The sequence below is a fragment of the Marinobacter salsuginis genome (genome assembly GCF_009617755.1).
GTDB lineage: Bacteria > Pseudomonadota > Gammaproteobacteria > Pseudomonadales > Oleiphilaceae > Marinobacter > Marinobacter salsuginis.
In genome coordinates, this window is the sequence record NZ_BGZH01000001.1 from 1,760,907 (window position 1) to 1,784,742 (window position 23,836).

Below are 23,836 nucleotides of genomic sequence, written 5' to 3' on the forward strand. Positions count from 1 at the left end.
AAATGAAATCTGCCCGGTTGGATACGCCCGGGAACTGACAATAGTCTACCTGTTAACTGGTTTGCTGCGATTAAAACCGACATCTGTCATCATGAGCCAACGATTTTCTGATGGACCAGGACACAAGCACCTGTGAAACACGATTGCCACTACCATCCCGGCGACCCCGCAAAATGGCACTGCGGCGAGTGCCAGATCCACTACTGCAGCCGCTGCATGCCCGACGCCGACACTCGCCAGCGCCGCGCGCTGTGCCCGCACTGCAGCAAGGCCATGCGATACCTGGGCGCTGCCACCGAAGTGGTCCCGTTCTGGCAGCGACTCGGCGCGTTCTTCCGCTATCCGTTCCATACCGATCCGCTGATCGTTATCGCCATCTGTACCCTGGTGCCGGTGGTTGCGCCTGCCAACCTGATTGGCATCCTGATCTGGCTGGTGCTGGCGCTTGCGCTCTTCAAATACACCTATGCGGTGATTAACCACACCGCTGAAGGCCACCTGAAACCGCCCGCCGTGTCCGTCGCCTTCACCGGCAGCGGGTTCGATATTGTCATCCTGCAGCTACTGGTGTTCGTGTTGATGGGCGGGCTGGTCGGCGCTGCCGCCATGCTCGGCGGCCCGATCCTGATGCTGTTGGCGCTGGCGTTTGTCATTCTGGCATTGCCGGCAAGCATCATGGTGCTGGCCATGGAGCGCTCAGTGGGCGCGGCGGTAAACCCAATGAATCTGGCGGTGCTGATCTCGCGAATCGGCACCCCCTATTTCCTGCTCTATGGCTATCTGATCCTGCTTACCCTCGCCTCTGGCGCGGCCCAGGACTTCGCCGTGAATCATTTTCCATTCTGGGTGGCCCAGCCCCTCGCCGGTTTCCTGAACAGTACCTTCACCCTGATCCTGTTCCACATGTTGGGCTACCTGTTGTTCCAGTACCAGGAAGAGCTGGGATTTGCCTCGGACATCCAGGATGAAACCGCCGGGCAGGACACCCACCAGCGCGACCGCAGTGCCCGCTTCGATGCCGATATCGACATGAACCTGAAAGACGGCAACTACGATCGGGTACAGAGCATGCTGAAGGAAGCACTGAAGCGGGATCGGGACAACGCACTGAGAATCGGCCAGTTGTACCAGCTCCTGACGGCCCGCCAGGACACCGACGAACTCTACCGGTACCACCCACGCATCCTGGGCTGGCTGGCCGACCGCAATGATGGCGAAGGCATCGCCGGTGTGCTGAACACGCTTCAGCAAGCAGAACCCGGCTTCAAACTGGAGGATCCGGATCTCTCGGTACGCTGCGCCCGGGCCCTGTACCACCGGGGCCAGTTCAAGCTGGCCTTGCGGGTACTGCAGGATTTCCACAAGCGATTCCCGGACAGCGAACAACTGGCTCCCGCCTACCTCCTGGTGGCCCAGACCCTGGCCAACGGATTATCCCAGTGGGAAAAGGCGACGGCTTTCCTGACGTTTATCCAGAAGAAGTGCGTGAACCATCCGCTGCATGAGCAGATTACGGTGTATCTGGAGCAGGCTAAGAATCAAGAGCCATTGAAGGGACCGAAAGCAACGTTTTCTGTCCAGGACTGACGCAGGGTATGGGAGGGGCTTCCCAAAACCGTGCGGAGCCAGGGATGGCGGAGCCGAGCGTACAGGGACGTATTCACAGCGTGTTTTGGGAAGCCCCTCCCATACCCTGCTCCCCCGAGGCTAGCCGGCCTGAAGAAGTTGGCGATAATGACGAGCTTTGGGCGCCATCTGCCGCTTTTCGAACTCTTCCGCCAGCAACCGACAGGCCTCAGTGGTCAACATATCATCGCCGGTGCTTTTCAGCCGCTCGTAGGCTTTCTCGGCAGCTTTCAAGTCATGCTGTTTCAGGCTGGTGAACAACACCCGGTTATGGTCCTCTGCCGCTAACGGCTGATAGCGCTCGCCCTTGCCCAGGTATTCCTGCCAGATAGCAAGCATCTGCTCTGGCTGTCGGCGGCTGAGGGCATCGTTCATCAGCTCTTTGGTGCGATCGCGGTATTCCGGCAGATCCGGCCGGAGCTTGGCCAAGTGGTAAAGGTGTTCCAGCAGAATATGGCGTTCCGGGTAATGCTCACGCAGGGCCTCGAATTGCCGTCTCGCCAGATCGAACTCCATCCGGCCCAGGCTGGCCATGGCCTGGGCGTAACCACTGGTGAACCGGGCGTCCTGCTCTTCCTCTTCCGGCTCGAAGAACTCTTCGCGCACCTGCAGCCAGCTCTTGCCGAGCAGCCAGACAAGTCCTGCGCCAGCAATAAGGCCGCCGGCATGTGCCATGTAGGCAATGCCAGTGGCACCCGCGTACCAGTAATCGTAGATTTCCTTGCCCACCCACACGGGCAGCAGGGCGATAGCGGGCGCCCGGAAGTAGTTGAAATAGACACCCAGAAAATAGAAGAAACGGATTTTCTGCAGCCCGTAGATGGCCACATACATACCCATGAGGCCAGAGATCGAACCGGACGCGCCCACCAAGGGCACGTAGCTGCCCGCCGAGAATGCAGTAAACATCAGACCGGAGAGGGCGCCGCACACCAGATAGGCAATCAGGTACCGACCGGGCCCCAGCGCCTTCTCGACGGTAAACCCGAGCAGGAACAGGAAGATCAGGTTACCAATGATATGGCCCCAGCCGCCGTGCAGAAACTGGTAGGTAATCAGGGTGTACAGCGACAGATCCGCCGGCACCAGACCAAGCTGGTTGGCACTGAGTTTCTGGAGGTAGTCCTGCTCGATGATGCTGCGTTGTTCCTGCCAGTGCGCCCGCTCCGCCGGCGCCCAGATGACATCGCGATTCTGCAGCAGGTACTGGTAGAACTCCCGATCCATCATCAGGTTGATGGCCAGCCAGAAATGTTCGTTCTCTTCCCGGAGTTGCCGGAACTGCTGGAGCTCGTAGACCCGGCTCTCCTCGCCCTGGAACTGGATTTGCCGCTGCAGGTAGTCCTCGTACGCAGGTGCCTCCAGCTCGTGAAGATCGGCGGACAGGTATTGTTCAACGGCCTGTTCGAGTTTGCGGCTGTCACCGCCCTGATAGAACAGGAAAACCAGCAGGCAGGCCATGATCAGGCCAAGGGTCACCCACGGCGGGCGTTTCCAGTTGATGGCGTTTTCAGCGGGGATAATCAGCATGGGCGGTCACAATTCATCACAATCTGTCCCTGAAACTCTGCTTTTTACCACAGCCCGGCCTTCTTTTCGCGCTCAAATGGAATCCAGCGCGAAGGTCGTACCCGGTCAATCCCGGAAATGTGGCACACCCCACAGAGTCGGCAAAGCCCACGACACTGGCCCGGCTGTCATTCGGATGTCACACAAATGACATTCAATCGGTTTCATCGAGAGAGTGGACCGGGCCACATATCGACCTTTCGCCAATTGCCGTTGTTCCTGCTCCAGCCAATAGTGATCAGGAATAACAAGAAAAACCGGACACCGAACCAAGGATTTTTCAGATGACCGTACTCGTATTGGATAACCCGGAGCTGATAGCCAATGCCGCGATAGCTGCCGGCTTTACCACGGCCAACTTCGAAGCCGGAACCAGGCGCCCGCACCGCATGAAGTTCCATTACGGCTTCAACAAACACGCCCTGGGCAGCGACGACGTTGCTTTCCTGCGACAGCACGCAAGCTACCTCAGGAACCATCCTGCCATCTCCGTCAGAATTCACGGCCACTCCGACAACTTCGGTTCGGAAGACTACAATCGGTTTCTTTCACGACTGCGCGCCAATGCGGTCGCCCGGTTCCTGATGCAGGAAGGTGTGGCCGAATCCCGGATTTTCATGAGTCACTGGGGCTCAGCTCGACCTCTGGCAACGCCGGAGGACCGGGCAGCCAATCGCCGCGTGGAACTCGAATACCTGACCATGGATGTGGCCCGGGCGCTCTGAGCGAAAGCACCACCCCAGAACTCGCCCCCGATCCTGCTTTTTTTCGGGGGCCAAATCCTTTCGGCGCGTCAGGGACGTTTTACCCTACATAGCCGACGCTGCTCCTTCCATAATTTTAATTGTTGCGATTTATATAACGTTAAACGGAACATCCTCATAAAGTTTAAGAATTTTTATTCAATATATTCAACAACTTAAATTACAAAAAAGAGAGCAAACTTACCTTTATTTAACGAACCTTTTGGCCGACTCTTCGTCTTAGTGATGTATCCCGGGTTTAACCATTACCTGACTTGAGAGGTCACTATGAACGCAAAACCCTTCATCACTGCCACACTCATTGGTTCAATGCTTCTTGCCAGCACTGCATTCGCTGCAGGCGGCCCCCGCAACGGCTACGGCGGCGGTCGATCGGCAGACACCGCCAGTTCGGACGACCTGACCACCATTGAAGTCAGCGATCTCCAGTTCATGCGGGAAGAGGAAAAGCTGGCCCGTGACGTATACCTCACCATGGATCAGTACTGGGGTGACAGAACGCAGGTCTTCGCTCAAATCGCGCTTTCGGAAGAAAGCCATACCAGTACCGTGGATTACCTGCTCAACAAATTTGGTGTTGAGGATCCGGTAGTGAATGACACTATTGGTGTCTTCACCAATGAAGAACTTCAGGCCCTGTACGACGAACTGGTTGCCAAGGGCAAAAATTCCTTCGTTGATGGCCTGTTCGTGGGTGGCCTGATCGAAGAGAAGGATATGAGAGATATTCTGGCCGCTATCAACCAGACTGACGAACGCGCCATTATTCTGGCCTATTCCAACCTGCTGGATGGCTCCAAAAGCCACCTCAAAGCCTTCGTAAAGGTCATCGAGGCGCAGGGACTGACATACGAGGCTCAGGTTCTGGATCCCGAAGAGGTGGAACTGATTCTTCACGATGAGAGCCAGGTTGAGGACTGAACGTCCTTGAAGCAGGGTTCCCGAAAGCAAAACGGGGCGGCCAATGGCCGCCCCGCTCTTTTACTGCTTTAACCGTAGACCTGCCAGACATTCCATAGCAGTAACAAAGCAGCCACCAGAATCGACAACCAGGTCAGCAGTATGCCGATCATCCGGGCCCAATGGGTGCCGCCCCGCCCGTTGATCATACCGAAGGCATGAAGAATACGGCCAACCACAAGCGCCATGCCTGTCCAGTAAATCAGTCCGCTGGCAACGCCATTGAGTTCTGCGATGGCGAGCATGATCAGACCAATCGGCGCATACTCCACCAGATTGGCGTGGGCCCTTACCGCCGCCTCGAAATCCCGGTCATCGGTTACACCCAGGCCCTTCTTGTACTTCAGACGAAACCTGACGACCTGGGCCGACAACACCAGCAAAAGAATGCCGATAACGGCGGCAAACACTCCGGTTACGGGTACGATCATGCTCAGGCCTTCTTGATTGCACTAACAATAGCGAGAAGTAACACTGCGCCGACCGTCGCCGTTACCAGCTCACCGACAGCACCCTGGGCAGCCAGACCCAGAAGACGGAAAACAAAACCGCCGACAAACGAGCCAACAATACCAATACCGATGTTGGCCAGAACGCCGAAGCCACGGCCTTTCATGATCAGACCAGCCAACCAACCGGCTACACCGCCAATAATCAGAAACAGAATCAGATTCATCTCTTGCCTCTCCCTGAGGGTCGTTGAAGGAAACGATCAGTCCCGCAAGACTGCCCTGTTTCCCATGGTGCTTCAAGCACTTCCAGATCCGACAATTACAGTGTGGCAATCGTTTCCGACATTTTTCGGTGGCAACGTTCGATCAGCTCCGGAATATCCTCAGCAGTGAGGCCCTCGGTTTCAATGGGCGGCAGGATCCGAATAGACACCGATTCACGGCGGCCAGTCCAACCGACGGCCTCATCGGCATATTCCTGAACACAGACCATCGTGATCGGCGCACCCGATGCCACCGCTGCATGAAATGCGCCTTTCTTGAATTTCTGCAATCCTCGCCCCCTGCTACGAGTGCCTTCGGGGAACACCCAAAGACTTTTGCGATCCCGAGCAATGGCACTGCTGGTGGCCTTCATAACCGCAATGGCCTTGTGGGAACGCCCGCGGTTGAGGATAACGTTGCCGCCGAGCCAGAACACCTGGCCAAAGAAAGGCACCCAAACCAATGACGATTTACCAACCGTGACGGTGCGCGGCGGCAACAGGTCGCCCAAAACAAACAGATCGTCATTGTGCTGGTGATTGGCAATGACGACGGTGGGCCGATCCTGCGGCATATTTTCCCAGCCTTCCAAAGGCCGCTCCATACCCAGGACTGCACGCCCGAAACGAGCCACAACCCACGCAAGATAACGGTTGTTATCCGGATTGAAGGGCCTTGCCGCGTAGAACACCAGCGCGAACAGGCAGATGATCGGCACGCTCAGCCAAGCCAGCAGTTTTCTGATAATACCCATGCAACCAAACTCTGCAGCACAATTTTGGCGCACAAGTGTACGCCAACTCTATATTCCGGCAACAGTGTCAATTTGTTCCGTTTGTTTACCCCTTGCCGAGGCCTTGACGACGTACCGCAGTGGCCCCCCGGCGTCGACACTGTCGAACGGGTAACAGGTCACCAGTAGAAGCGTCCCCTCCGGCAAACTTTGGGTATCGATAAGCTCTGAACGGCTGTCGACCACCCGGGCCCCTTCCACCAGGTAGCTTTGCCAACGACCATCCCGGGCCTGCAGACGGACCTCATTGCCGGTTTCCAGCGCTTTCAGACTCCGAAAATGGGTATCCCGGTGCCCCGCAATGATCACGGCTCCGCCGGTATTGTCTCCGCCGGTCAACCGACCTGGCCCGAAGGCGAGGCTTTCGCCATGGGTATCGGCCAGCACAATCATGGAATCGTTCAGCTCCGGAATAGCCAGTCGACCGACCGGCCAGGTGTCTGCCCAGGGCCAGGGCCGCGATTCCGTCTGGCGGGCCTGGCTTTCCGCCCAGGCCATCTCGAGCAATTCCTGGGCAATCACCGCCTTGAGCGGAATCCATAACCCGAATACCAACAAGGTAGCAGAGCTGGTCAACAACAGGAGCAGGAGCCTGGTCATGCGAATGCCCTCCTCTGCAGCAGCACGAGCGCCAGGGAAAACATCAGACCGACCACACCAAGCGCGATCAGTAACGGCGCCGACGTTGCCGTCTGCGGGTAGCGCAGCATGCCGGCCTGGCTACCTGCTGGCAGGAGGGTGGGCAGATTATCCGAGACCATCGGCGTTTCTGTGCTGCGGGCAGGCGTGGAATCCACGGCGACAAAACTGGTGTAGGCAGACATCAGTCCGTGCTTGACCGCCAGCCCGGTAATACCGGCCCTGTCTGGCTCCCGGCCCGCCACCTTCGCCTCATCCTCCAGACTGTCGATCTTCTCTCTGGCCCAATGCCGATGAAGCCCGGTTGCGGAGGCAGCCTGTTGCAGATCCAGTGTCCTGTTCCAGTCCTGGCCACCTGGCAGGCGCCCCGACACCTTCAATTCCCCCATTGCCGGGACGCCTCGGACCACATGAATCAGGGGTTCGCCCTGGAACAGATCCCCCGGGCGTGCAGGGAAGGCCTCCCTGCCGGTTTCCTGGCCGGGCCAATTGACCCGGATATCCGTCAGAACCGGCGATTCCATGGCTGAAAACAGGGCCTGCAGAGGTCCGTCTACATCGGAAGGCGACTGGATCGCCGTATAGGTCCCCCGGCCCCAGCGGGCTGCCTCACGCATGAAATGCCGGTTGGGCGCAGAGCCAATAGCCACGGTAAACAACCGCTGGCTGCCCAGCTGCTCGCGAATCTGCCGAAACAGCGCAGCCTCATTGCCCACTGCGCCATCGGTGATGAAAATCACCTGACGCACGCGCGCTCCCGCTTCAGTCTCCACCCCACTGTCCAACGCCCTGGACAGGGCCGACGCCATTTCCGTTCCGCCATCAGCCCGAAGGCGATCCACGTACTGACGGGCTCGGGCAAGATTATTGCCGGTGGCCACTTCCGGCTGCATGAACAGGGAGTGCGTCTGGCTGTTGAACTGGATCACGTTGAAACGGTCCCGTGGTGTCAGTGTGTCCAGCCCCGCCTGAAGCGCACTTCGGGCCTGTCGGATCGACTCCCCCGCCATGGAACCGGAGGTGTCGATTACAAACACCAGATCCCGCGGCAGCACCATTGAACCGTTATCACCCGGCACCAGCATGGCCATCAAATAGTCCTCCCCCTGCCAGGACTGATGAAAGACCGCTGCGGAGGGTTCCAGCCCGGCAACCGGGCGCCACCGCACCACAAAATCGCGGTTCATCAGGATTTCGCCACCCTCGGGACTAACACTGAAGGTCTGGCCATCCTGGCGGCTAGCGAGACGGTGCGACGGACTGGAAACGCTCTCCAGCGGCAGCCCGGAATCAATCACCAGTTCAATGGAGGCACGATGGCTGTCTGTCGCCACATCGGTCGGGTTAACGGTAAACGGGCTGATCGCACTGGCATCCGGCACCTCGGTCGTGGGCAGCGCCCACCCACCTTGCCACTGATCCGGTGCCTTGCTGACCGGCCGTCCCGGCATGTATCGGGGCGTCAGCGTGGTGGGAACCGTGAGTTCGAACACCCCAGCCTGATACTGCACCGGCTGCTGGTATTTCAGCTCCACCGATACCGTCTCCCCCGGCGGGATATTGGCTACCCGGGCGGTAAACAGGTTCGGACGCTGCTGCTCCACATTCGCCGCATGCTGCCCGGCCTGTTTTGCCTTCTCATAGGTCTTACGCGCCGTTTCCTTCGGCTGCACCTTGCCCTCGATGGTCCGCTCCCCCACTTTCATGGTCAGGCCGTAGACGCTGGCCTTCTCCGGCAACGGGAACACGAACACGCCTTCCCGCCACTGGTTGCTGGTATTGCGGAAACTGCGAAGCAACCGGCTGTCGGCAATCAGCCCGCTAACTTGTATGTCGAATTCATTGTCCAGCACCAGCGCCGGTTCCTGCCACTGCCCCTGACCATCAACAAAGTGCAGCTCGCCGACATTGTCTGCCTCGTTCGCCTCTGCATACAGTGGATGAACAAAAAGCATCAGCAAAACTGCCAGCCAGAGGCTAATGCCCTCACCGAGTCGCTTAAATCGTAGTCGTCGAGAGCCAGCAAAATCCGAGGCAGCTCCGCGGTGGTTTCCAAAACCGTGCGGAGCCATGGATGGCGGAGCCGAGCGTAAAGGGACGTATTCACAGCGTGTTTTGGAGGCCACCGCGGAGCTGCCGGGCGTCGAACTCCTGTCTAAAACAGGGGAGTAAAGCCGTAAATAAGTGAGCATCATGAGAGAATCCTTGTGACTGCATGACTGTGCGAAACACCGCCATTCCAGCAATCCGGAAAGGAACTCCCATGGCAGATTGCGACAAACCGCCCTCAAAAAATGATGAATTGTGGCAACAATGCCCTTCGAACTTGTTATCACCCTCTGCCGTGTTTAAATAGGCACACATCGGCAACGGGAAGCAGCCGCCACCATGAAAAAACACGTTGTACTGATCGAAGACGAACCCGCCATCCGCGACAACTACCGCGCCGCGTTCGAGCGCCGTGGCTACCGTGTAAGCGCCCACGGCGACCGATCGTCTGCGTGGCAGGTTCTACGTCAGTCATTGCCCGATCTGGCGATTATCGACGTCGGTCTGGGCGATGAACCGGAAGGTGGGTTCGCCCTGTGCCAGGATCTGCGGTCACTGTCCCAGACCCTGCCCATCATCTTCCTCACTGCCAGGGACAGCGACATCGACTCTGTCCACGGCCTGCGTCTTGGCGCCGACGACTATGTCACCAAAGACATGAGCCTGGACCACCTGCTGGCACGGGTGACCGCCCTTCTCAGACGTGCCGATGCCTGGGCCGAAGCCCTGCAGAAGCCGGATGAAGTACTCCAGCGAGGCAAACTCACGCTCAACGTGGATCGCATGACCGTCGCCTGGAATGAGACGCCCATCGATTTGACCGTCACCGAATTCTGGATGCTGCACTCCCTGGTGCAGCACCCGGGCCATGTCCGCAGTCGCGAGCAGTTGATGGAAGCCGCCAGCACGGTACTGGACGACAATACCGTCACCTCTCACATCAAACGTATCCGCCGCAAGTTCCTGCAACTGGATGAGACCTTCGATGGCATCCAGACCGCCTACGGCATGGGTTATCGCTGGAATGCCCGTGAGGTCTGAACCTTGAGTCTCAAACGACAGCTGTTCGTCGCCAGCCTGCTGATGCTGCTGATCCCCTGGGCAGGTCTGCAGTTCGTTCTGGAATTGGACGACGCGCTCCGACAGCAGGCCCGGCTGCAATTGCAGGCCCAGGCCGGGAGGCTGGCGGAAACCGCCGGCGATCAAATCATTGGTGCAACCGTCATCACACCCGAGGAGCCAGCCATCTATGTTGAGCCGCTAACGGGTAGCCTGAATCTGGATGGTTATGGTGCTGACTGGCCGGGCTTTGACGAAGAAAATCAGGACAGAAACTGGCAAGGCCAAACCCGCAGCCAAACCGGAGAGCACTCTCTTCAATGGCAGGCCATGACCGACCGGCGGCACCTGTTCCTGCTGATCCGCGTTAACCAGCGACAACCGGTGTTCTTCAACCCGGGCAGCCCAGACCAGGCCCATGATCGTCTCAGGCTGTGGCTGGAGCCAGCTCCAGGCAACCTGACTCCCGGTGCGCAACGGACATCCTGGCTGCTGCGCACGCCGGCTCCGGGTCAGCTGTATGGTCTGGAAGAAGCCAGCCAACAGCCAGACTACCGTATTTCCGGATTCATGCAACAAACCGGCAGCGGCTGGCAACTGGAGCTGAAGTTACCCATGCCTGCAAACCGCAGCCACCTGGGTTTTGCGGCATTGTGGGGCAATGACCAGGAAGCCGGCGTTTCTACGCCGGTCGATCCGCTGCCGGTTCTGGTCGGTCGCAATCTGGCCCTTGAGCGCCAACTGGAACCGCAGTTGAACCAGGGCCAGCGGGTGCGCCTGGTTGAACCGGCAGGCTGGGTGATCGCACGGCAGCATTCGGACACTGCGTCGCAAGCGCCGGATTTCGACAGCCTGAGCCCGTTGCAGGTGGTCGAGCAGATCAGTCTCAACGCACTCCGGGGCCTGGTGCGCCTCTACCAGCCGGAGCCCACCGCCATCGAAACCGGCACAAACCGTGTGGCTATCGAGGCTCTCCCGGAGGAAGGCCTCGTTCGACACGAGGATGACAGCGTCTGGCTGCTAACCACGCGGGAGGTTTTCGGTGGTCGCACGCTGATCCTTGAACAGTCACTGGACCAGCTCCTGACTCTTTCCGGCTCTGCCCTGGGCTCGGTCATCGCCCGTAGCACACTGATCATTGTTGCTCTAACGCTGGTTCTGCTCGGCTACGCCAGCTGGCTGTCATGGCGAATTACTCGCCTGCAGCGCGCTGTCAGCGCCAGCATTGACGAAGATGGCCGGATTACCGGTCGTGTGCCGGATGCCCGAAGCAACGATGAACTGGGCCAACTGCAGCGGCACTTCAGCCTGATGGTGGACCGGCTCCACGGCTACAACCGCTACCTGGAGAGCTTCTCGAGGCGACTGTCCCATGAGCTGAAAACCCCTGTCGCGGTGGTTCGTTCCTCGCTGGAAAACCTGAACCACAGCGACTCGGAAGAAGAACGCAGGAAGTACATTGAACGGGCCGCCTCAGCCACCGAGCGCCTTCGGCAGATACTCCACGGCATGAGCGAAGCCGCGCGGCTTGAGCAGAGCCTGGACCATGCGGATAAAGAACAGTTTGATCTGGCCGCAGTGGCCGCCGAAGCCACGGCCGCCTACCAGGCACTTGATCCCAGCCATCAGATTCGCTATTCGGGGCCCGATGCGGGCTGCATGATCACCGGCTCTCCGGAGCTCATGGTGCAGCTTCTCGACAAACTGGTGGACAACGCCCGTGATTTCACACCACAGGAAGGCCTGATCGAGATAGCCCTGGACTCAAGTTCAGAAGGCCTGTGCCTATCCGTTTTCAACCAGGGCTCGGCGCTGCCAGAAGACACCACAACGGACATTTTCAGCCCGTTTGTCTCGATGCGGGACGGCCAGGAACAGGGCCACCTGGGGCAGGGTTTGCTGATCGTCAGCCTGATTGCCGACTACCATGGTGCCCGGGTGGAAGCCCGCAACCGCACCCAAGGTGGCATTGACGGCGTGAGCTTCCGGGTTATTATCCCTGCCATCCATTCTTGAAAACAGGAACTGCCCGCCGTGAGCGCACGCCTGGACTCCCTTGATATCCACCCGCTTCGGAACGATCTCTACAACGAGCTCCATTCACGACCGTTCCAGGTGTTGCCGACACCGGCGCGGGTCACCCAGATGGCGGTGTTGACCACGCCCGAGCAGCGGGAACAGCAATTCCGGCATCTGCAGGAGCTCCATCGGCTGATGGGGCACCCGGTGCCCGAAAAAGAAGTGGGCTGCTTCGAGCACACCTTTGGTTCTTTGCGGGTTCGGCGCGAGATGCACATGGAGTTTGCGTCTTACACCTTCATCAATCTGGACGCGGGCGATGAAGCACCATTTACCGAGACGGGTATTACGTCGCTGCCGGCAGGTTGGCTGGAACAGCTGACCGGCACAGTGATTGCTGCCTTCCATCTGGAAGTCCGGCCCGCCGCTGATGGCACCGAAGGCGACCTGGATTATGTCCGCAAGCACTTCGAAGGCATGCGACTGGTCGGCTCCAGCCCCCAGGAAGGCGCCGCCCGCGTGTGGGGCACCTTTCGGCTGCATAGTGACGGTTTTGGCCGCTTTATGGTGATGAACCACCACATGTCAGACAGCCAGCTGGGACGCCTGACCCAGCGCCTGATGGAAATTGAAACTTACCGCCTGATGTCACTGCTGGCGCTACCGGTTGCCCGGGAAATCACGCCCTCCCTGAACGATATGGACGAGAAACTGGCAGTGATTACCCGATCACTGGCCGAAAACGAAACGGTGGATGAAGAAAAGCTCCTGGCCCAGCTGACCAACATCGCGGCCCGTATCGAGGCCTTCCGGGCCCACTCTACGTTCCGGTTTTCCGCCACCAGAGCTTACCATCAACTGGTCCTGACCCGCCTGGAGGAACTGCGGGAAGACGAACTTTCAGGCCACCTGACCCTGACCGAATTCATGACCCGCCGGCTGACACCGGCGGTGAAAACCTGCGAGGCGGTCAGTGAGCGGCTGGAAGATCTGTCACGCCGGATCGACCGGGCGTCAGACATGATGCGCACCCGGGTGGAACTGGCCATCCAGAGCCAGAACCAGCAACTGCTCAGCTCCATGGACCGGCGCTCCAAAATTCAGCTGATGATGCAGCACACGGTGGAAGGTTTCTCCGTGGTGGCCATCACCTATTACCTGATTGGCCTGCTCAAATTCGGGCTGGATTCGGTTTATGAAGCTGGCGTGGCCTTCAACAAAACCTTGGTTCTCGGCATCGCCATTCCGGTGGTGATGACCCTGGTGTTTCTCGGGGTTCGTGTGGTCCACCACCACTTCATCAAGATGGCAAAACGGCAGTAGCTACTTCAGTTTGCCCAGCTCCCGTTCGCCGGCAAACTGCCGGTAGAACTGTTGAGCCGTTCGGCCGTTGCGCACGCCCTTGGCGGTGGCGAAGCGAATGGCCTCCCGGTGCAGGCCTTCACGGTCATCAAATTGCGGGAAAAGTGCATCCACGGCCTGTAGGAAGACGTCCTGCGAGAAGGCATAGAATGATAGCTGCAGACCGAAGCGGTCCGCCAGCGAGACCTGCTCTTCGATGGCCTCCGCCGGGTGCAGCTCCCCGTCCCGCATCTCGCTCTTGAGGTTGTCAGACATGAACTCCGGCATCAGGTGTCGGCGGTTGGAGGTGGCATAAACCCGCACGTTCTCCGGCGGCAGTTCCAGGGAACCCTCCAGCACACTTTTCAGGGCCTTGTAGCTGGATTCCCCGACATCGAACGACAGGTCATCACAGAAGATCACGAACCGGAACGGCAGATCGCAAATGTCGTCAACAATCTCTGGCAGATTGACCAGATCGTCCTTGTCCACCTCAATCATGCGCAGCCCGCGCTCCTTGTAGCGATTCAGCAACGCCTTGATCAGGGACGACTTACCCGTGCCCCGGGAGCCCCAGAGTAAGGCGTTGTTGGAGGGCTCACCAGCAAGAAAGCGCTCGGTATTGCGGGCCAGGGCTTGTTGTTGCCGGTCGATACCCTTCAGGTCCTGCCATTGCACCGGATCGAGTCGGCGGATGGCACGAAGCCCTGAACGATGGCGACGCCAGACCGCCGCCGGAGTGGATTGCCAGTCAAAGGGTGCAGTCGCAGACATAAACCTCTTTCCTATTCCGTCGCGGGTCAGGCTGTGAAACACTGACCCTGAAAAAACCTTGATAACAGGAGACTTTACCCCAAATGGCCGTAAAATCCGTCGCTTTGGTGGCACACGACAACAAGAAAAAGGAACTGGTGGACTGGGTTGCCGAAAACCGCACCCGCTTTGCCCCACTAAAACTCTACGCCACCGGCACCACCGGACGGCTGCTACGGGACAACCTGGAGCGGGATGACATCCATTGCCTGCTCAGTGGACCCCTGGGCGGCGACCAGCAAATCGGCGCAAAAATTGCCGAGGGCGAAATCGACCTGCTGGTGTTCTTCTGGGATCCACTCGAACCCCAACCCCACGACCCGGATATCAAGGCCCTGCTGCGGATTGCCGCGCTGTGGAACATCCCGGTGGCCTGCAACCGGGCAACGGCCGAATTCATTCTGACCTCAGCCTACATGACCGACGACCAGCACCAGCCGAAAAAGCCCGACTTCTCCGATTACACCGGTCGCTCGGTCAGCGCCTGAGTAATGTTCAATCGGGCCGCTTACAGCTACACTAAAAAAGAAGCTGTAAAGGAACGCCGGCCTGCCGATGAAAACTCGCGCGACTCACAAAAATAGCGGATGCTGGAGGGTGGCCGCTGCATTTCTCTGGGGCTTTTATCTTTTGCTGACAGCCCCATTGGCGTTTTCCGAGCAGCCCGACGAGACCATTACCGTCGGTATCGTTGGCGACAACAAACCCTACTCGTTCGATGATGGCCCCGGCGCCTCCGGCTTTTCTGTGGATGTTCTCAGGGAGGTGGCCCGACAGTCGGGCCTGAACTTCCGGTTCCGGGCCGGCAGCTGGCCGGAAATCTACGATGCGTTTCTACGCAGTGAGCTGGATGTTATTGATGGCATTTCTTTCAGTGCCGAACGCTCGGAAAAAATCCTGTTCACCGAGCCCTATCATCTGCGCCAGACCTATCTGATGCATAACAGCCAGGAGCCGATGGGGCAGATAAGCTCGCTGGCGGACCTCGAAAACAGGCGTGTAGGCGTCGTACGCGATGTCTATTACCGTGACGCTCTTGAGGAACACGGGCTGTCCATTACCAGCTACGATTCTGTTCACAGCATGATTCGTGCCCTCGCGTTTGGCTGGGTTGATGTCATTATCGGCCCAAGACTGACCCTTCAATATTATGCCAACCAGGCCGGCTTTGGTTTTCTTGAAATCGCTGGGACCGCCCCCCTTGGAGATCTGGCAACCGAGGATTTTCGCATTGGCGTACTCAAATCCAATGAGGGCCTTTACCAGAGAATCACTGAGGGCCTGGGGCAGATTCCAGTCGAGCGCATCAACGAGCTGCTCAACCGTTGGCAGGAACTGGGCGGTAATAACCTTTCCAACGGCGTCAGCTTTACCCTGACGCCAAGGCAACGCGAGTTTATCGCCGAGACCGGCCCCGTTCGCGTTGGCCTGATGCGGGACTACGCGCCCTACAGCTTCGAGAGCGCAACCCGGATTCACGGGTTGAGCGTTGATGTGCTCGGCCGAATATCAGACCTGACCGGGTTGCAGATCATCCCTGTGGAAGGCCAATGGATCGAACTGCTCCCGCTGTTCAGAGACGGGGAAATCGATGTATTGGCCAACATGTCATACCGACCCGAGCGCGAGGCATTTACCCGATTTACCCAGCCCTACCATACGATTCCCAACGTGGCGTTTACCCGGGACCCTGCCCTGAGAATCAACAGCCTTGAAGACCTGAAGAGCCAGCGCGTGGCTCTGGGCTCTGGCATCTACTACGAAGAACCGGTGCGCAATGCACTCGGTGAGAATGCGAGGATCTTTACCACCCAGGACACCATGTTCCAGGCACTTGCGAGAGATGAGGTGGATGTGGTGCTCGCGGCCCTGCCCAACGGCAACTTCTGGGTGCGTGAGATGGGCATAACAGGCGTGAGAATCGCCGGGGAGCTAATCATCGACGGCCAGAGCGGGGAGGATCTGAGGTTCGGTGTCAGACCTGGTCTGGCACCGTTGGTGGACATCCTGAATCAGGCATTGTCAGCAATCACCCCGGAAGAGATGCACGCCATTGAAACCCGCTGGCTGGGTGCCAGTGTCGACCTGGAAGTGCAGGCAACGGGAGAAGTGGCCCTGAATGCTGCAGAGCTGGCCTGGCTCGAGTCCCACAACCACCAGATCAACACCTGCATCGATCCGGATTGGTTTCCACTTGAAGGCCTTGATGCAGAGGGTAAGCATGCCGGGTTATCGGCGGAAGTAGTCCGCTTGTTTTCAAAACGGACGCCCATTCAATTCGAACTGGTTCGCACCGACACCTGGACAGAATCCATTCTCAGCATGAAGAGGGGCGAGTGCGATATCTTCACGATGGCGATGCAAACGCCAGAGCGGCTGGATTACCTGAACTTTACCGACCCCTACCTTGAGGTGCCCACGGTTGTCCTTGGCCGGATTGAGGCTCCGTTTATCGAACGTGTTGGCGATCTGCGAGGCCAGCGAATCGGCATTGTTGAGGGTTACGCCTTTGAAGAACTTCTGCGAAGCCGCTACCCCTCAATGAACCTGGTTGAAGTCGCCAACGAGCAGGCAGGTCTGCGTAAATTACAGAGCAACGAGTTGGATGGGTACATTACAACACTGGCAACCGCCAGCTATTACATGCAGGAACTCGGGCTTGCCGACTTGAAAGTCATCGGCCGTATTCCGGCAGACTGGTCACTGTCGGTAGCTACTCGCAAAGAGGAGCCCGTGGTTTTTGGCATCATGCAAAAGCTGGTATCCAGCCTGACTTCTGAAGAGCGGAAAAATCTCGAACGGCAATGGCGCAATATTCAGATTGAGGAATCCGTGGACTACACGCTGATCTGGCGTTTATCCATCGCCGCGATACTCATAGCTGGCCTTCTTGTCTTCTGGAACCGAAAACTCGGTCGGCTAAACAGGGATCTGTCCCACGCCAACGAAACCCTCGCCCGGCTGAGCGTTACCGACGACTTGACCAAGCTGGGCAACCGAAGCTATTTCGACCAGGAATTCCGCAAGAGTTTCCAATGGTGCCAGCGCCACGGTTCGGGCTTTGCTGTCGCGATGGTGGACGCCGACCATTTCAAGATGATCAACGATAATTACGGCCACGAGGCGGGGGATGTCTGCCTGCAAACACTGGCTGGCCTGATGCGTGAACACTTCCGCCGGGAAACCGACAGGCTCTCCCGCTTCGGTGGTGAAGAGTTTGTTATTTTTGCCAGCTACGAAGACAGGAACGAGATCAGGAATCGCCTCGAGACTTTCCGCAAGGCCGTACAGAAAAGCTGCTCGGTGTGCGGCGAACACGAAGTCAACCTGACCATCAGCATTGGCCTCGCCACGGGCATTCCCGGACCCGACGACTCGCCAGCGGAATTTCTGCGGCAGGCTGACCAGGCGCTCTATCAGGCCAAACAGAATGGCCGCAACCGCCTCGAAGCTCGTTCGGTGGGCTCCTGAGTGGTGCTAGACTAGAATAAAAACAAAGCTACAAGGAGAACACCATGGCACGCATTTACGAGGACAACTCCCTGTCCATCGGCAACACCCCGTTGGTCAGACTGAACCGCGTCAACGATGGCGCCACCATCTGGGCCAAGATCGAGGGCCGCAACCCGGCCTATTCGGTCAAATGCCGGATTGGCTCAGCCATGATCTGGGACGCCGAAAAACGCGGCACCCTGAAACCCGGTATGACCATCGTGGAGCCCACCAGTGGGAACACGGGCATCGCCCTGGCCTATGTGGCAGCCGCCAGGGGCTATAAACTGATCCTGACCATGCCCGCTTCCATGAGCCTGGAGCGTCGCAAGGTGCTCAAAGCACTCGGTGCAGAGCTGGTACTGACCGAACCAGCCAAAGGTATGCCGGGCGCCATCGCCAAGGCTGAAGAAATCTTTGCCAGCGATCCAGACAATCATTTTCTGCCTCAGCAGTTCCAGAACCCGGCCAATCCCCGAATTCACGAGGACACCACCGGCCCGGAAATCTGGAACGACACGGATGGTGAGGTCGATGTCTTTGTGGCCGGGGTTGGCACTGGCGGCACACTGACCGGTGTTTCCCGCTACATCAAAGGCACCAAGGGCAAGAAAATTGCCACCATTGCCGTCGAACCCGCCGACTCGCCCGTGATTACGCAGGTGATGAACGGTGAGGACCCCAAACCATCCCCTCACAAGATTCAGGGCATCGGGGCTGGCTTCGTACCCAAGAACCTGGACCTGGAAATGGTCGATCAGGTGGAGACTGTCACCAATGAAGACGCCATGGACATGGCCCATCGACTGATGCAGGAAGAGGGCATTCTCTGCGGCATTTCCTGCGGCGCGGCGGTGGTGGCTGCAGTTCGAATCAGCAAGCAGCCGGAGTACCAGGGTAAGAATATTGTGGTGGTGCTGCCGGATACGGCGGAGCGTTACCTGTCTTCGGCACTGTTCGCCGACCGGTTTGGTGAACTGGAAAACGTTCAATAGTTGTGAAAAGGCGCAGCATGTTGCTGCGCCTTGCACTCATCAGAACTGATACTTCAGACCGACCCGACCGGTATCAAACTCCGGCCCGCTGTTGGTAACCTGGCCGTTGAAATCTTCTTTATCAATGTCGACGTTGTAGCGATTGTATTCCGCGAATGCCGTCAAATGAGGTGTCACCCGGAAATCCACACCGGCACCCACGAAAGGCGATACCTCATCGTAGGTCTCACTTTCGTTGAATGCATCAACATCGAAAGCGGACGCAAACGCCCCCGCCTTGCCATACACGCCGAAGCTGTCCGTAAGGGGCAGTCGGCCAACAGCGCCCAGACCAAAGCCTTTCAACTTGCCTTCAACCTCGTCCTCGCCAAAGTTGCCGAAATCGATGTACTCCGCCTCCAGGGCAAAAAACGGACTGAACTGGTAGCCAACAGCGGCGCCAAGCAGATCGTTTTCATCCTCGAACTCGCCGCCGTGTGATTTGTAGCCGCCGTAGCTGCCACTAACATAAGGACCCGACCGGTCCCGCTCCACGCTGCCCTGAGCCAGAACGGCGGGCGCGGCGGCGAAAGACGCTGTGAACAGTGCGGCAGTGGTAAAACGGATTGCGGAATTCATAGGGCGTTCCTCCTGATGAGTTCAAATGTCCTTTCATTCCATGGGAATCGAAAGTTGCCTTCCAATTTCCTGAACTCACCCTACAGAGGATTCCCTCAGATTTGGGTTAAAACCCAACTACGATTCATTCATATTCCCTTAATTCTTCAAGACAGGCGCTCCCAAAGGGAGCACCTGTTCGGATCAGCGACGTTGGTCCAGCCCCATGCAGGTGGCATAGAAAGTAGTGGTTGCTGGCCAGTCCGAGAAAATACCAATCACCCCCACCTCACGGGCCAGAACATCAATCACGGTCAGCATATCGCCGTCGTTGTTAATGGCATCAGTCACTGTCTGGTAATACCAGCCACCGCCGTTTTCCAGTGGGCCGCTGCGCTCAACCGTCCAGGCGATCAGGTCCAGACCCGCGGTACGGGCATTTTCGGCGTACTCTGACGGAACAATCGCACCATAGCTATCAAGCGTCAGCATCTTCCAGAGGGCCGGAGCCAGGATATTCACGCCTTGTGCCTTCAGGCTTTCCATGTAGGCTAGCGAGGTGTTTTCCGGCGTAGGGGCCGACTGATCGAGGAACACCGCCTGCCGGCCAAAGCGGGGTGTCTCGTCTACCCAGAACAGCACATCGTCCAGATTGAATGACTGGGGCCATACATCCCTCGGCCTGACGCCCGCATCGATGTAATCCTGGATCATCTGGCGGGCATAGTCCTGCTGGCTATAGTCACCCTCAAACGGCATATCCACCACCGGGGTTTTCAGCTCCGGGGTGAACTTGACGCCCAGTGCCTTGAAAAGCTCGATGCTCTCTTTATGGGTCATCAACGTGCCACGGCTGGCATAAAGGTCTGTACGCCAGTCAGCCGTGCCAGCCAGATACTCCTCCGGCGTGGTTGCCATGGGGTTGTAGGCGTCCATCTTGCCCTTCAGGGACTTGAACTCTGCGAGGGTAATATCACTGGTTCGGCACTCGGCACGGGCCGGTGTGCCCGATGCCGGATCGGCCGGTACAAACGGCTGGGTGCACTTGGCGTTCAACTCCGGGACCGCGACGATGTTCGTTGTGGTGTGCAGGTCGTTCTGGGCGTGCCGGCAAACCAGTTCACGGTCCTTGGTGAATGCCACATCACACTCCACAATGCCTGCGCCCATCTGCGCTGCGGCAACGTAAGACTCCTTGGTGTGCTCGGGAAACTGCAGAGGGGCGCCACGGTGGCCGATAGAAAAATCCGAGCGCTTGAGATGGCGGGTATTGCAGGACTGCAGGCGCTCCTTCAAGGGGCCCTCATCCATGTTATCGACCAGCCAGAACGGCCGAGGCCCCTGGTGGATCGGCTGCTTGTCAGCCGCGCGCTTATGCCAGGATTGGGCAGGCACATCTTTCCAGTCGTCCAGACCGGGCGGCACCCAGGATTCAGGATGGGACTTACCCGGCGCGGCCTGCGCCACAGAGAGGGCGGCCGAGCAGAGCGACAGCCCGAGTATCGTGCGTAACTTCATAACCAGCTCCTTGTGAAATGAATGATACTGCATCACCAGTGTTCACAAGGAGGGTTACGACGGTAAGACGTTTCCGTGAAGTCGGCGTGATACTCAGCTGGCCGTTGAGGCCTCGTATTCACGTATCATTGCGAACAACTGATCCTTGTGGTTCAGCCGTTTCTTCTTGAGCGTTTCCAGATAGTCGTCGGACGTGTTCTCAGCGCCCGTTTCGATGCGATGCACCTCATGATCCAGCTCATGATATTCATCAAACAGCTTGGCGAAGTGAGCGCTGTTGGTTTTCAGAAGGTGGATGGCCTCTTTGTATTCCGGCAGTTCGTGAATCAGATCGTGCTTTTCCAGGGACATTCGCGCAGTCTCCATGACTGTGGGGGATGAGATTGAATTCACTGATCCCAGTGTATGGCTCGCTGGTGTGGTCGGTCTTGATCCCCGTCAAGCGGCCGAACGCCTGCACACCCAATTACCGCACAGGTTCATCGTTCCGTATACGAAGAAAGCTGGCAAAGCGAGGCAAACCGGTGGCTGTGAGGCCATAGTACTTGAACGTGATCGTGGTTCCGGGGTCAGGAGGCGAGGCTCTCTCTCCATCGGTAAACCCCGAACCGATCCGGAATTGCCTGCCATCTTCCAGTTCCACCAGCAGTGACCCCATCAGCCCCTCGAATTTGCCCTGGCCCGGTAGGTGACGGACCACTAATGCTTCGGCATCCTGATACTGTTTCACTTTCAGCAGATCGTTCGAGCGCCCGCTGCGGTAACGACTGCCCCCCAGCCTCAGCATTAACCCCTCTGCTCCGCCGTCGACCGCCTCATCCAGCCGCTGCATCAGCTTCTCATGGGTGCTTGCCCGTTGTTGATCGACCAGCGCCATGTACGGTGATCCAACCTCCTCAATTAATACACGTAGCCGTGTCAGGCGTTGATCGAAGGTTGCCTCCTTATCCGGAAGATCAAACACCATGAACCGAATCCGCTGCCAATCGTCGTCATCTGGCACTTCCTGACGCACCGCCCCCGACAACTCGGCAAAACGGCCACGCCCCATCCAGAGCTCGCCGTCCAGAGGGTGATCCGGAAACCCTTCGGTGAACCAAGTGGGCGCGCGGTACTCATGACCGCCACGGGAGAGAAAACGTTCGCCGGTCCAGTATGCGCGCACCCCGTCGAGCTTTTCGCTGACCCAGTAGCCGTCCATCGACATGCCTTTTTGATACACGTTGGCGAGTGTCAGCTCGGGCGGTTTCGCTACCGCAATGGGGCAAAACAGAAGAAAAATCAGCACCGGCAGCGCGGCGCTGAACAATCGAAACAGCATGGCAATTCCTTTGCACTCAGTTACCTTTTCCGCAGAGGCCAGACTTTCCTTTCCGGCCCCGATCATCAGCGCCGCGTTATTCGTTTCCGCAAGTGCTTCTCACCTTCTTTCTGAAATCCTCACGAATGCGGGTGTTCTCGGCCTCATTCACATAGACCCGCTCGCCCTGATCGTTGATGTTGTAAAAGGTGGAGACGCTGGCCAAATGCTTGAGGCGCGCCCGGAGTTTTCTACACAGCTCGGCCTGCTTCTCCGCTTTCTCTTCTGCCTTGGCACCAGCGGCCTGCCGGGCCTCACGCTCTTCCTGCTGCTGCTCCAGAAACTCGGTCATCTTCTGATGCCGCTCCCGGGCACCCGCATCCACGCTGGCCGGGGAGGCTTTCACCGTAACTTCACTTGATGCAGCCTTGGCCGGTGGACGGTCGCCGAAATGGGTCTGGCCGTTGGCATCGACCCATTTGTAGACGCCGGCGTTTGCGGAGAGGGGGAGAAGGCAGAGGAGCGTTAGAGCGATTTTTACAGACACTGAGAATTCCTTTTCAAAGGCTAGTAGTAGTTGGCTTTACCGAAAATGGCTTCAATTTCCTTCGGCCATTTATACTTAAAAGGAGAAAATCTCGCCCAAACCATGGTCGGCATGAAGAGCACTAGACTGAGATAATCGGCTGCTGATGCTGCCACTGACTTCCCGTGCATACCTTGCACATACGACTCGTAGTTGCCCGTTTCAAGGTTCACGAAATCCTCTTCCAAAGGCCCTTCGTGATAGTATCTAACAATAAAGTTCCACTTCCTATACAAGTGATCTTCTTTAAAGTAAGAAGATATTCTCTTTCGCTGCAGGGAACTCTTCGGAGTTTTCCCACAAAAATAATGCTTATCTCTAAGAAAAATATGGGAATAATATTGTCTGTCCCACATCACCCCAGAACCGAAATACTGTAAATTATAAGAAAAGGTAACTTCCAGTTCGCTCCACGGTATACGATAGAATGTTCCCCTGTGCCCAACGTATACAAATCCCTCTTTCCGATCTATTCGTACTGGCAAAGTAAATGGAAAAAACGCTTCGTAAAGAATAAATCCAGCCCACAACGGAAAAAATAGTACAGCAGACGCTGCAAATACTCCGGTGTAAAACTGGTCAATAATCCACGCAACAAAAAGTACAAACACCATGAACAAATTTATGATGGGGAGGAGTCCTATTCGAAGAGTTAGAAAGGCTGTTCGAATGTCAATGAATCGCCCACTGATATGGGCGACACCGTGCCCCATATCTTCTGCAGAATCAGACACTCCCGTCACTTTCAAAGCCGGTGGGCTGGCAAGACGCTGACCATAAGTACGGTATCGTCGTTTTTCAAGCTGTTGCTCAATGTCCGTCTCTGGGAAATCACAGCTCAAAGGTGAGTCGCTCATCAACTCCCAGCTCCTCTACATTATCTCCATCCAAGATGACGCGCAGACCGTCATCCCCTGTCACGTTTCGACCATCTTTAACGTACTCGATAAGCAACTCAAGCTGTTCCCGGTTATTGTGATTGTAATGAGTAAACTTATTA

The 23,836-nt window shown here is 57.5% G+C and carries 22 protein-coding genes; 9 read left to right on the forward strand and 13 right to left on the reverse strand.

Annotated elements, in window-relative coordinates; all coding sequences use genetic code 11:
* Positions 1–132 precede the first annotated feature (132 nt).
* Positions 133–1,587, forward strand: a complete 1,455-nt coding sequence (locus tag GJU83_RS08085; protein ID WP_153634044.1) for a hypothetical protein — start codon at positions 133–135, stop codon at positions 1,585–1,587.
* A 120-nt stretch (positions 1,588–1,707) separates the two neighbouring features.
* On the opposite strand, the gene GJU83_RS08090 is transcribed toward GJU83_RS08085, so the two are convergent.
* Positions 1,708–3,156 carry a rhomboid family intramembrane serine protease gene (locus tag GJU83_RS08090; protein ID WP_153634045.1) on the reverse strand — a complete coding sequence of 483 codons (1,449 nt, stop codon included), beginning with the start codon at positions 3,154–3,156 and terminating at the stop codon, positions 1,708–1,710.
* Between the two features lie 323 nt (positions 3,157–3,479).
* On the opposite strand from GJU83_RS08090, the gene GJU83_RS08095 reads away from it, so the two are divergent.
* Positions 3,480–3,920 carry an OmpA family protein gene (locus GJU83_RS08095; RefSeq protein ID WP_136631189.1) on the forward strand — a complete coding sequence of 147 codons (441 nt, stop codon included), beginning with the start codon at positions 3,480–3,482 and terminating at the stop codon, positions 3,918–3,920.
* A gap of 306 nt (positions 3,921–4,226) precedes the next feature.
* Positions 4,227–4,880, forward strand: a complete 654-nt coding sequence (locus GJU83_RS08100; protein WP_153634046.1) for a DUF2202 domain-containing protein — start codon at positions 4,227–4,229, stop codon at positions 4,878–4,880.
* A 68-nt stretch (positions 4,881–4,948) separates the two neighbouring features.
* Here GJU83_RS08100 and GJU83_RS08105 read toward each other — a convergent pair whose 3' ends face one another.
* The 5 genes from GJU83_RS08105 to GJU83_RS08125 all read right to left on the reverse strand — a co-directional run bounded on the left by GJU83_RS08105 (position 4,949) and on the right by GJU83_RS08125 (position 9,022).
* A complete protein-coding gene (locus GJU83_RS08105; protein WP_069182234.1) occupies positions 4,949–5,350 on the reverse strand; it encodes an MAPEG family protein in 402 nt (133 codons plus the stop codon).
* Between the two features lie 2 nt (positions 5,351–5,352).
* Entirely contained in the window at positions 5,353–5,595 is a 243-nt protein-coding gene (locus tag GJU83_RS08110) for a GlsB/YeaQ/YmgE family stress response membrane protein (RefSeq protein WP_069182235.1), read from the reverse strand.
* 95 nt (positions 5,596–5,690) lie between these two features.
* Complete coding sequence (locus GJU83_RS08115) at positions 5,691–6,389, reverse strand: lysophospholipid acyltransferase family protein (RefSeq protein WP_069182236.1); 699 nt, start codon at positions 6,387–6,389, stop codon at positions 5,691–5,693.
* Between the two features lie 48 nt (positions 6,390–6,437).
* On the reverse strand, positions 6,438–7,028 hold the full coding sequence (locus GJU83_RS08120) for a class GN sortase (protein ID WP_153634047.1): 591 nt from the start codon (positions 7,026–7,028) through the stop codon (positions 6,438–6,440).
* Positions 7,025–9,022 carry a marine proteobacterial sortase target protein gene (locus GJU83_RS08125; protein WP_228715158.1) on the reverse strand — a complete coding sequence of 666 codons (1,998 nt, stop codon included), beginning with the start codon at positions 9,020–9,022 and terminating at the stop codon, positions 7,025–7,027. The genes GJU83_RS08120 and GJU83_RS08125 overlap by 4 nt, the downstream gene beginning before the upstream one ends.
* Before the next feature lie 433 nt (positions 9,023–9,455).
* Here GJU83_RS08125 and pdsR point away from each other — a divergent pair, with 433 nt between their 5' ends.
* Genes pdsR through GJU83_RS08140 form a run of 3 tightly spaced genes read left to right on the forward strand, consistent with a single transcriptional unit; the run spans position 9,456 to position 13,517 of the window.
* Positions 9,456–10,157, forward strand: a complete 702-nt coding sequence (gene pdsR / locus GJU83_RS08130) for a proteobacterial dedicated sortase system response regulator (protein WP_069182239.1) — start codon at positions 9,456–9,458, stop codon at positions 10,155–10,157.
* Positions 10,158–10,160: 3 nt separating this feature from the next.
* Positions 10,161–12,191 carry an ATP-binding protein gene (locus tag GJU83_RS08135; protein ID WP_153634049.1) on the forward strand — a complete coding sequence of 677 codons (2,031 nt, stop codon included), beginning with the start codon at positions 10,161–10,163 and terminating at the stop codon, positions 12,189–12,191.
* Positions 12,192–12,209: 18 nt separating this feature from the next.
* A complete protein-coding gene (locus GJU83_RS08140; RefSeq protein ID WP_136631194.1) occupies positions 12,210–13,517 on the forward strand; it encodes a DUF3422 family protein in 1,308 nt (435 codons plus the stop codon).
* On the opposite strand, the gene GJU83_RS08145 is transcribed toward GJU83_RS08140, so the two are convergent.
* Positions 13,518–14,309 carry an ATP-binding protein gene (locus GJU83_RS08145; protein ID WP_153634050.1) on the reverse strand — a complete coding sequence of 264 codons (792 nt, stop codon included), beginning with the start codon at positions 14,307–14,309 and terminating at the stop codon, positions 13,518–13,520.
* Positions 14,310–14,392: 83 nt separating this feature from the next.
* Between GJU83_RS08145 and GJU83_RS08150 the strand changes: the two genes are divergently transcribed.
* The 3 genes from GJU83_RS08150 to cysK all read left to right on the forward strand — a co-directional run bounded on the left by GJU83_RS08150 (position 14,393) and on the right by cysK (position 18,835).
* Positions 14,393–14,836, forward strand: a complete 444-nt coding sequence (locus GJU83_RS08150; RefSeq protein WP_104321209.1) for a methylglyoxal synthase — start codon at positions 14,393–14,395, stop codon at positions 14,834–14,836.
* Positions 14,837–14,945: 109 nt separating this feature from the next.
* Positions 14,946–17,819: a transporter substrate-binding domain-containing diguanylate cyclase gene (locus tag GJU83_RS08155; protein WP_227549539.1), complete on the forward strand. Its 2,874-nt coding sequence runs from the start codon at positions 14,946–14,948 to the stop codon at positions 17,817–17,819.
* Positions 17,820–17,863: 44 nt separating this feature from the next.
* The gene (gene cysK, locus GJU83_RS08160; RefSeq protein ID WP_069182244.1) at positions 17,864–18,835 is read left to right on the forward strand and encodes a cysteine synthase A; all 972 of its coding nucleotides are present in this window, start codon (positions 17,864–17,866) and stop codon (positions 18,833–18,835) included.
* 39 nt (positions 18,836–18,874) lie between these two features.
* On the opposite strand, the gene GJU83_RS08165 is transcribed toward cysK, so the two are convergent.
* The 6 genes from GJU83_RS08165 to GJU83_RS08190 form a co-directional block, all read right to left on the reverse strand.
* Positions 18,875–19,453 (reverse strand): porin family protein, encoded by a 579-nt coding sequence (locus GJU83_RS08165; RefSeq protein ID WP_153634051.1) that lies wholly within the window; start codon positions 19,451–19,453, stop codon positions 18,875–18,877.
* A 183-nt stretch (positions 19,454–19,636) separates the two neighbouring features.
* Entirely contained in the window at positions 19,637–20,950 is a 1,314-nt protein-coding gene (locus tag GJU83_RS08170) for a glycerophosphodiester phosphodiesterase family protein (RefSeq protein WP_153634052.1), read from the reverse strand.
* Between the two features lie 93 nt (positions 20,951–21,043).
* Positions 21,044–21,301, reverse strand: coding sequence for an HP1242/YdcH family protein (locus tag GJU83_RS08175; protein ID WP_069182247.1), 258 nt, complete (start codon positions 21,299–21,301; stop codon positions 21,044–21,046).
* Between the two features lie 115 nt (positions 21,302–21,416).
* The gene (locus GJU83_RS08180; RefSeq protein ID WP_153634053.1) at positions 21,417–22,271 is read right to left on the reverse strand and encodes a DNA ligase; all 855 of its coding nucleotides are present in this window, start codon (positions 22,269–22,271) and stop codon (positions 21,417–21,419) included.
* Between the two features lie 76 nt (positions 22,272–22,347).
* The gene (locus tag GJU83_RS08185) at positions 22,348–22,797 is read right to left on the reverse strand and encodes a DUF4124 domain-containing protein (protein WP_174805019.1); all 450 of its coding nucleotides are present in this window, start codon (positions 22,795–22,797) and stop codon (positions 22,348–22,350) included.
* 20 nt (positions 22,798–22,817) lie between these two features.
* Positions 22,818–23,693 carry a hypothetical protein gene (locus tag GJU83_RS08190; protein WP_153634054.1) on the reverse strand — a complete coding sequence of 292 codons (876 nt, stop codon included), beginning with the start codon at positions 23,691–23,693 and terminating at the stop codon, positions 22,818–22,820.
* Positions 23,694–23,836: the final 143 nt, after the last annotated feature.

What these genes read in the sequence shown, in the direction of transcription:
- GJU83_RS08090 (WP_153634045.1), bottom strand. Translation starts at nt 3,156, where the DNA reads ATGCTGATTATCCCCGCTGAAAACGCCATCAACTGGAAACGCCCGCCG.
- GJU83_RS08095 (WP_136631189.1), top strand. Translation starts at nt 3,480, where the DNA reads ATGACCGTACTCGTATTGGATAACCCGGAGCTGATAGCCAATGCCGCG.
- GJU83_RS08100 (WP_153634046.1), top strand. Translation starts at nt 4,227, where the DNA reads ATGAACGCAAAACCCTTCATCACTGCCACACTCATTGGTTCAATGCTT.
- GJU83_RS08105 (WP_069182234.1), bottom strand. Translation starts at nt 5,350, where the DNA reads ATGATCGTACCCGTAACCGGAGTGTTTGCCGCCGTTATCGGCATTCTT.
- GJU83_RS08110 (WP_069182235.1), bottom strand. Translation starts at nt 5,595, where the DNA reads ATGAATCTGATTCTGTTTCTGATTATTGGCGGTGTAGCCGGTTGGTTG.
- GJU83_RS08115 (WP_069182236.1), bottom strand. Translation starts at nt 6,389, where the DNA reads ATGGGTATTATCAGAAAACTGCTGGCTTGGCTGAGCGTGCCGATCATC.
- GJU83_RS08120 (WP_153634047.1), bottom strand. Translation starts at nt 7,028, where the DNA reads ATGACCAGGCTCCTGCTCCTGTTGTTGACCAGCTCTGCTACCTTGTTG.
- GJU83_RS08125 (WP_228715158.1), bottom strand. Translation starts at nt 9,022, where the DNA reads ATGCTTTTTGTTCATCCACTGTATGCAGAGGCGAACGAGGCAGACAAT.
- pdsR (WP_069182239.1), top strand. Translation starts at nt 9,456, where the DNA reads ATGAAAAAACACGTTGTACTGATCGAAGACGAACCCGCCATCCGCGAC.
- GJU83_RS08145 (WP_153634050.1), bottom strand. Translation starts at nt 14,309, where the DNA reads ATGTCTGCGACTGCACCCTTTGACTGGCAATCCACTCCGGCGGCGGTC.
- GJU83_RS08150 (WP_104321209.1), top strand. Translation starts at nt 14,393, where the DNA reads ATGGCCGTAAAATCCGTCGCTTTGGTGGCACACGACAACAAGAAAAAG.
- cysK (WP_069182244.1), top strand. Translation starts at nt 17,864, where the DNA reads ATGGCACGCATTTACGAGGACAACTCCCTGTCCATCGGCAACACCCCG.
- GJU83_RS08165 (WP_153634051.1), bottom strand. Translation starts at nt 19,453, where the DNA reads ATGAATTCCGCAATCCGTTTTACCACTGCCGCACTGTTCACAGCGTCT.
- GJU83_RS08170 (WP_153634052.1), bottom strand. Translation starts at nt 20,950, where the DNA reads ATGAAGTTACGCACGATACTCGGGCTGTCGCTCTGCTCGGCCGCCCTC.
- GJU83_RS08175 (WP_069182247.1), bottom strand. Translation starts at nt 21,301, where the DNA reads ATGTCCCTGGAAAAGCACGATCTGATTCACGAACTGCCGGAATACAAA.
- GJU83_RS08180 (WP_153634053.1), bottom strand. Translation starts at nt 22,271, where the DNA reads ATGCTGTTTCGATTGTTCAGCGCCGCGCTGCCGGTGCTGATTTTTCTT.
- GJU83_RS08190 (WP_153634054.1), bottom strand. Translation starts at nt 23,693, where the DNA reads ATGAGCGACTCACCTTTGAGCTGTGATTTCCCAGAGACGGACATTGAG.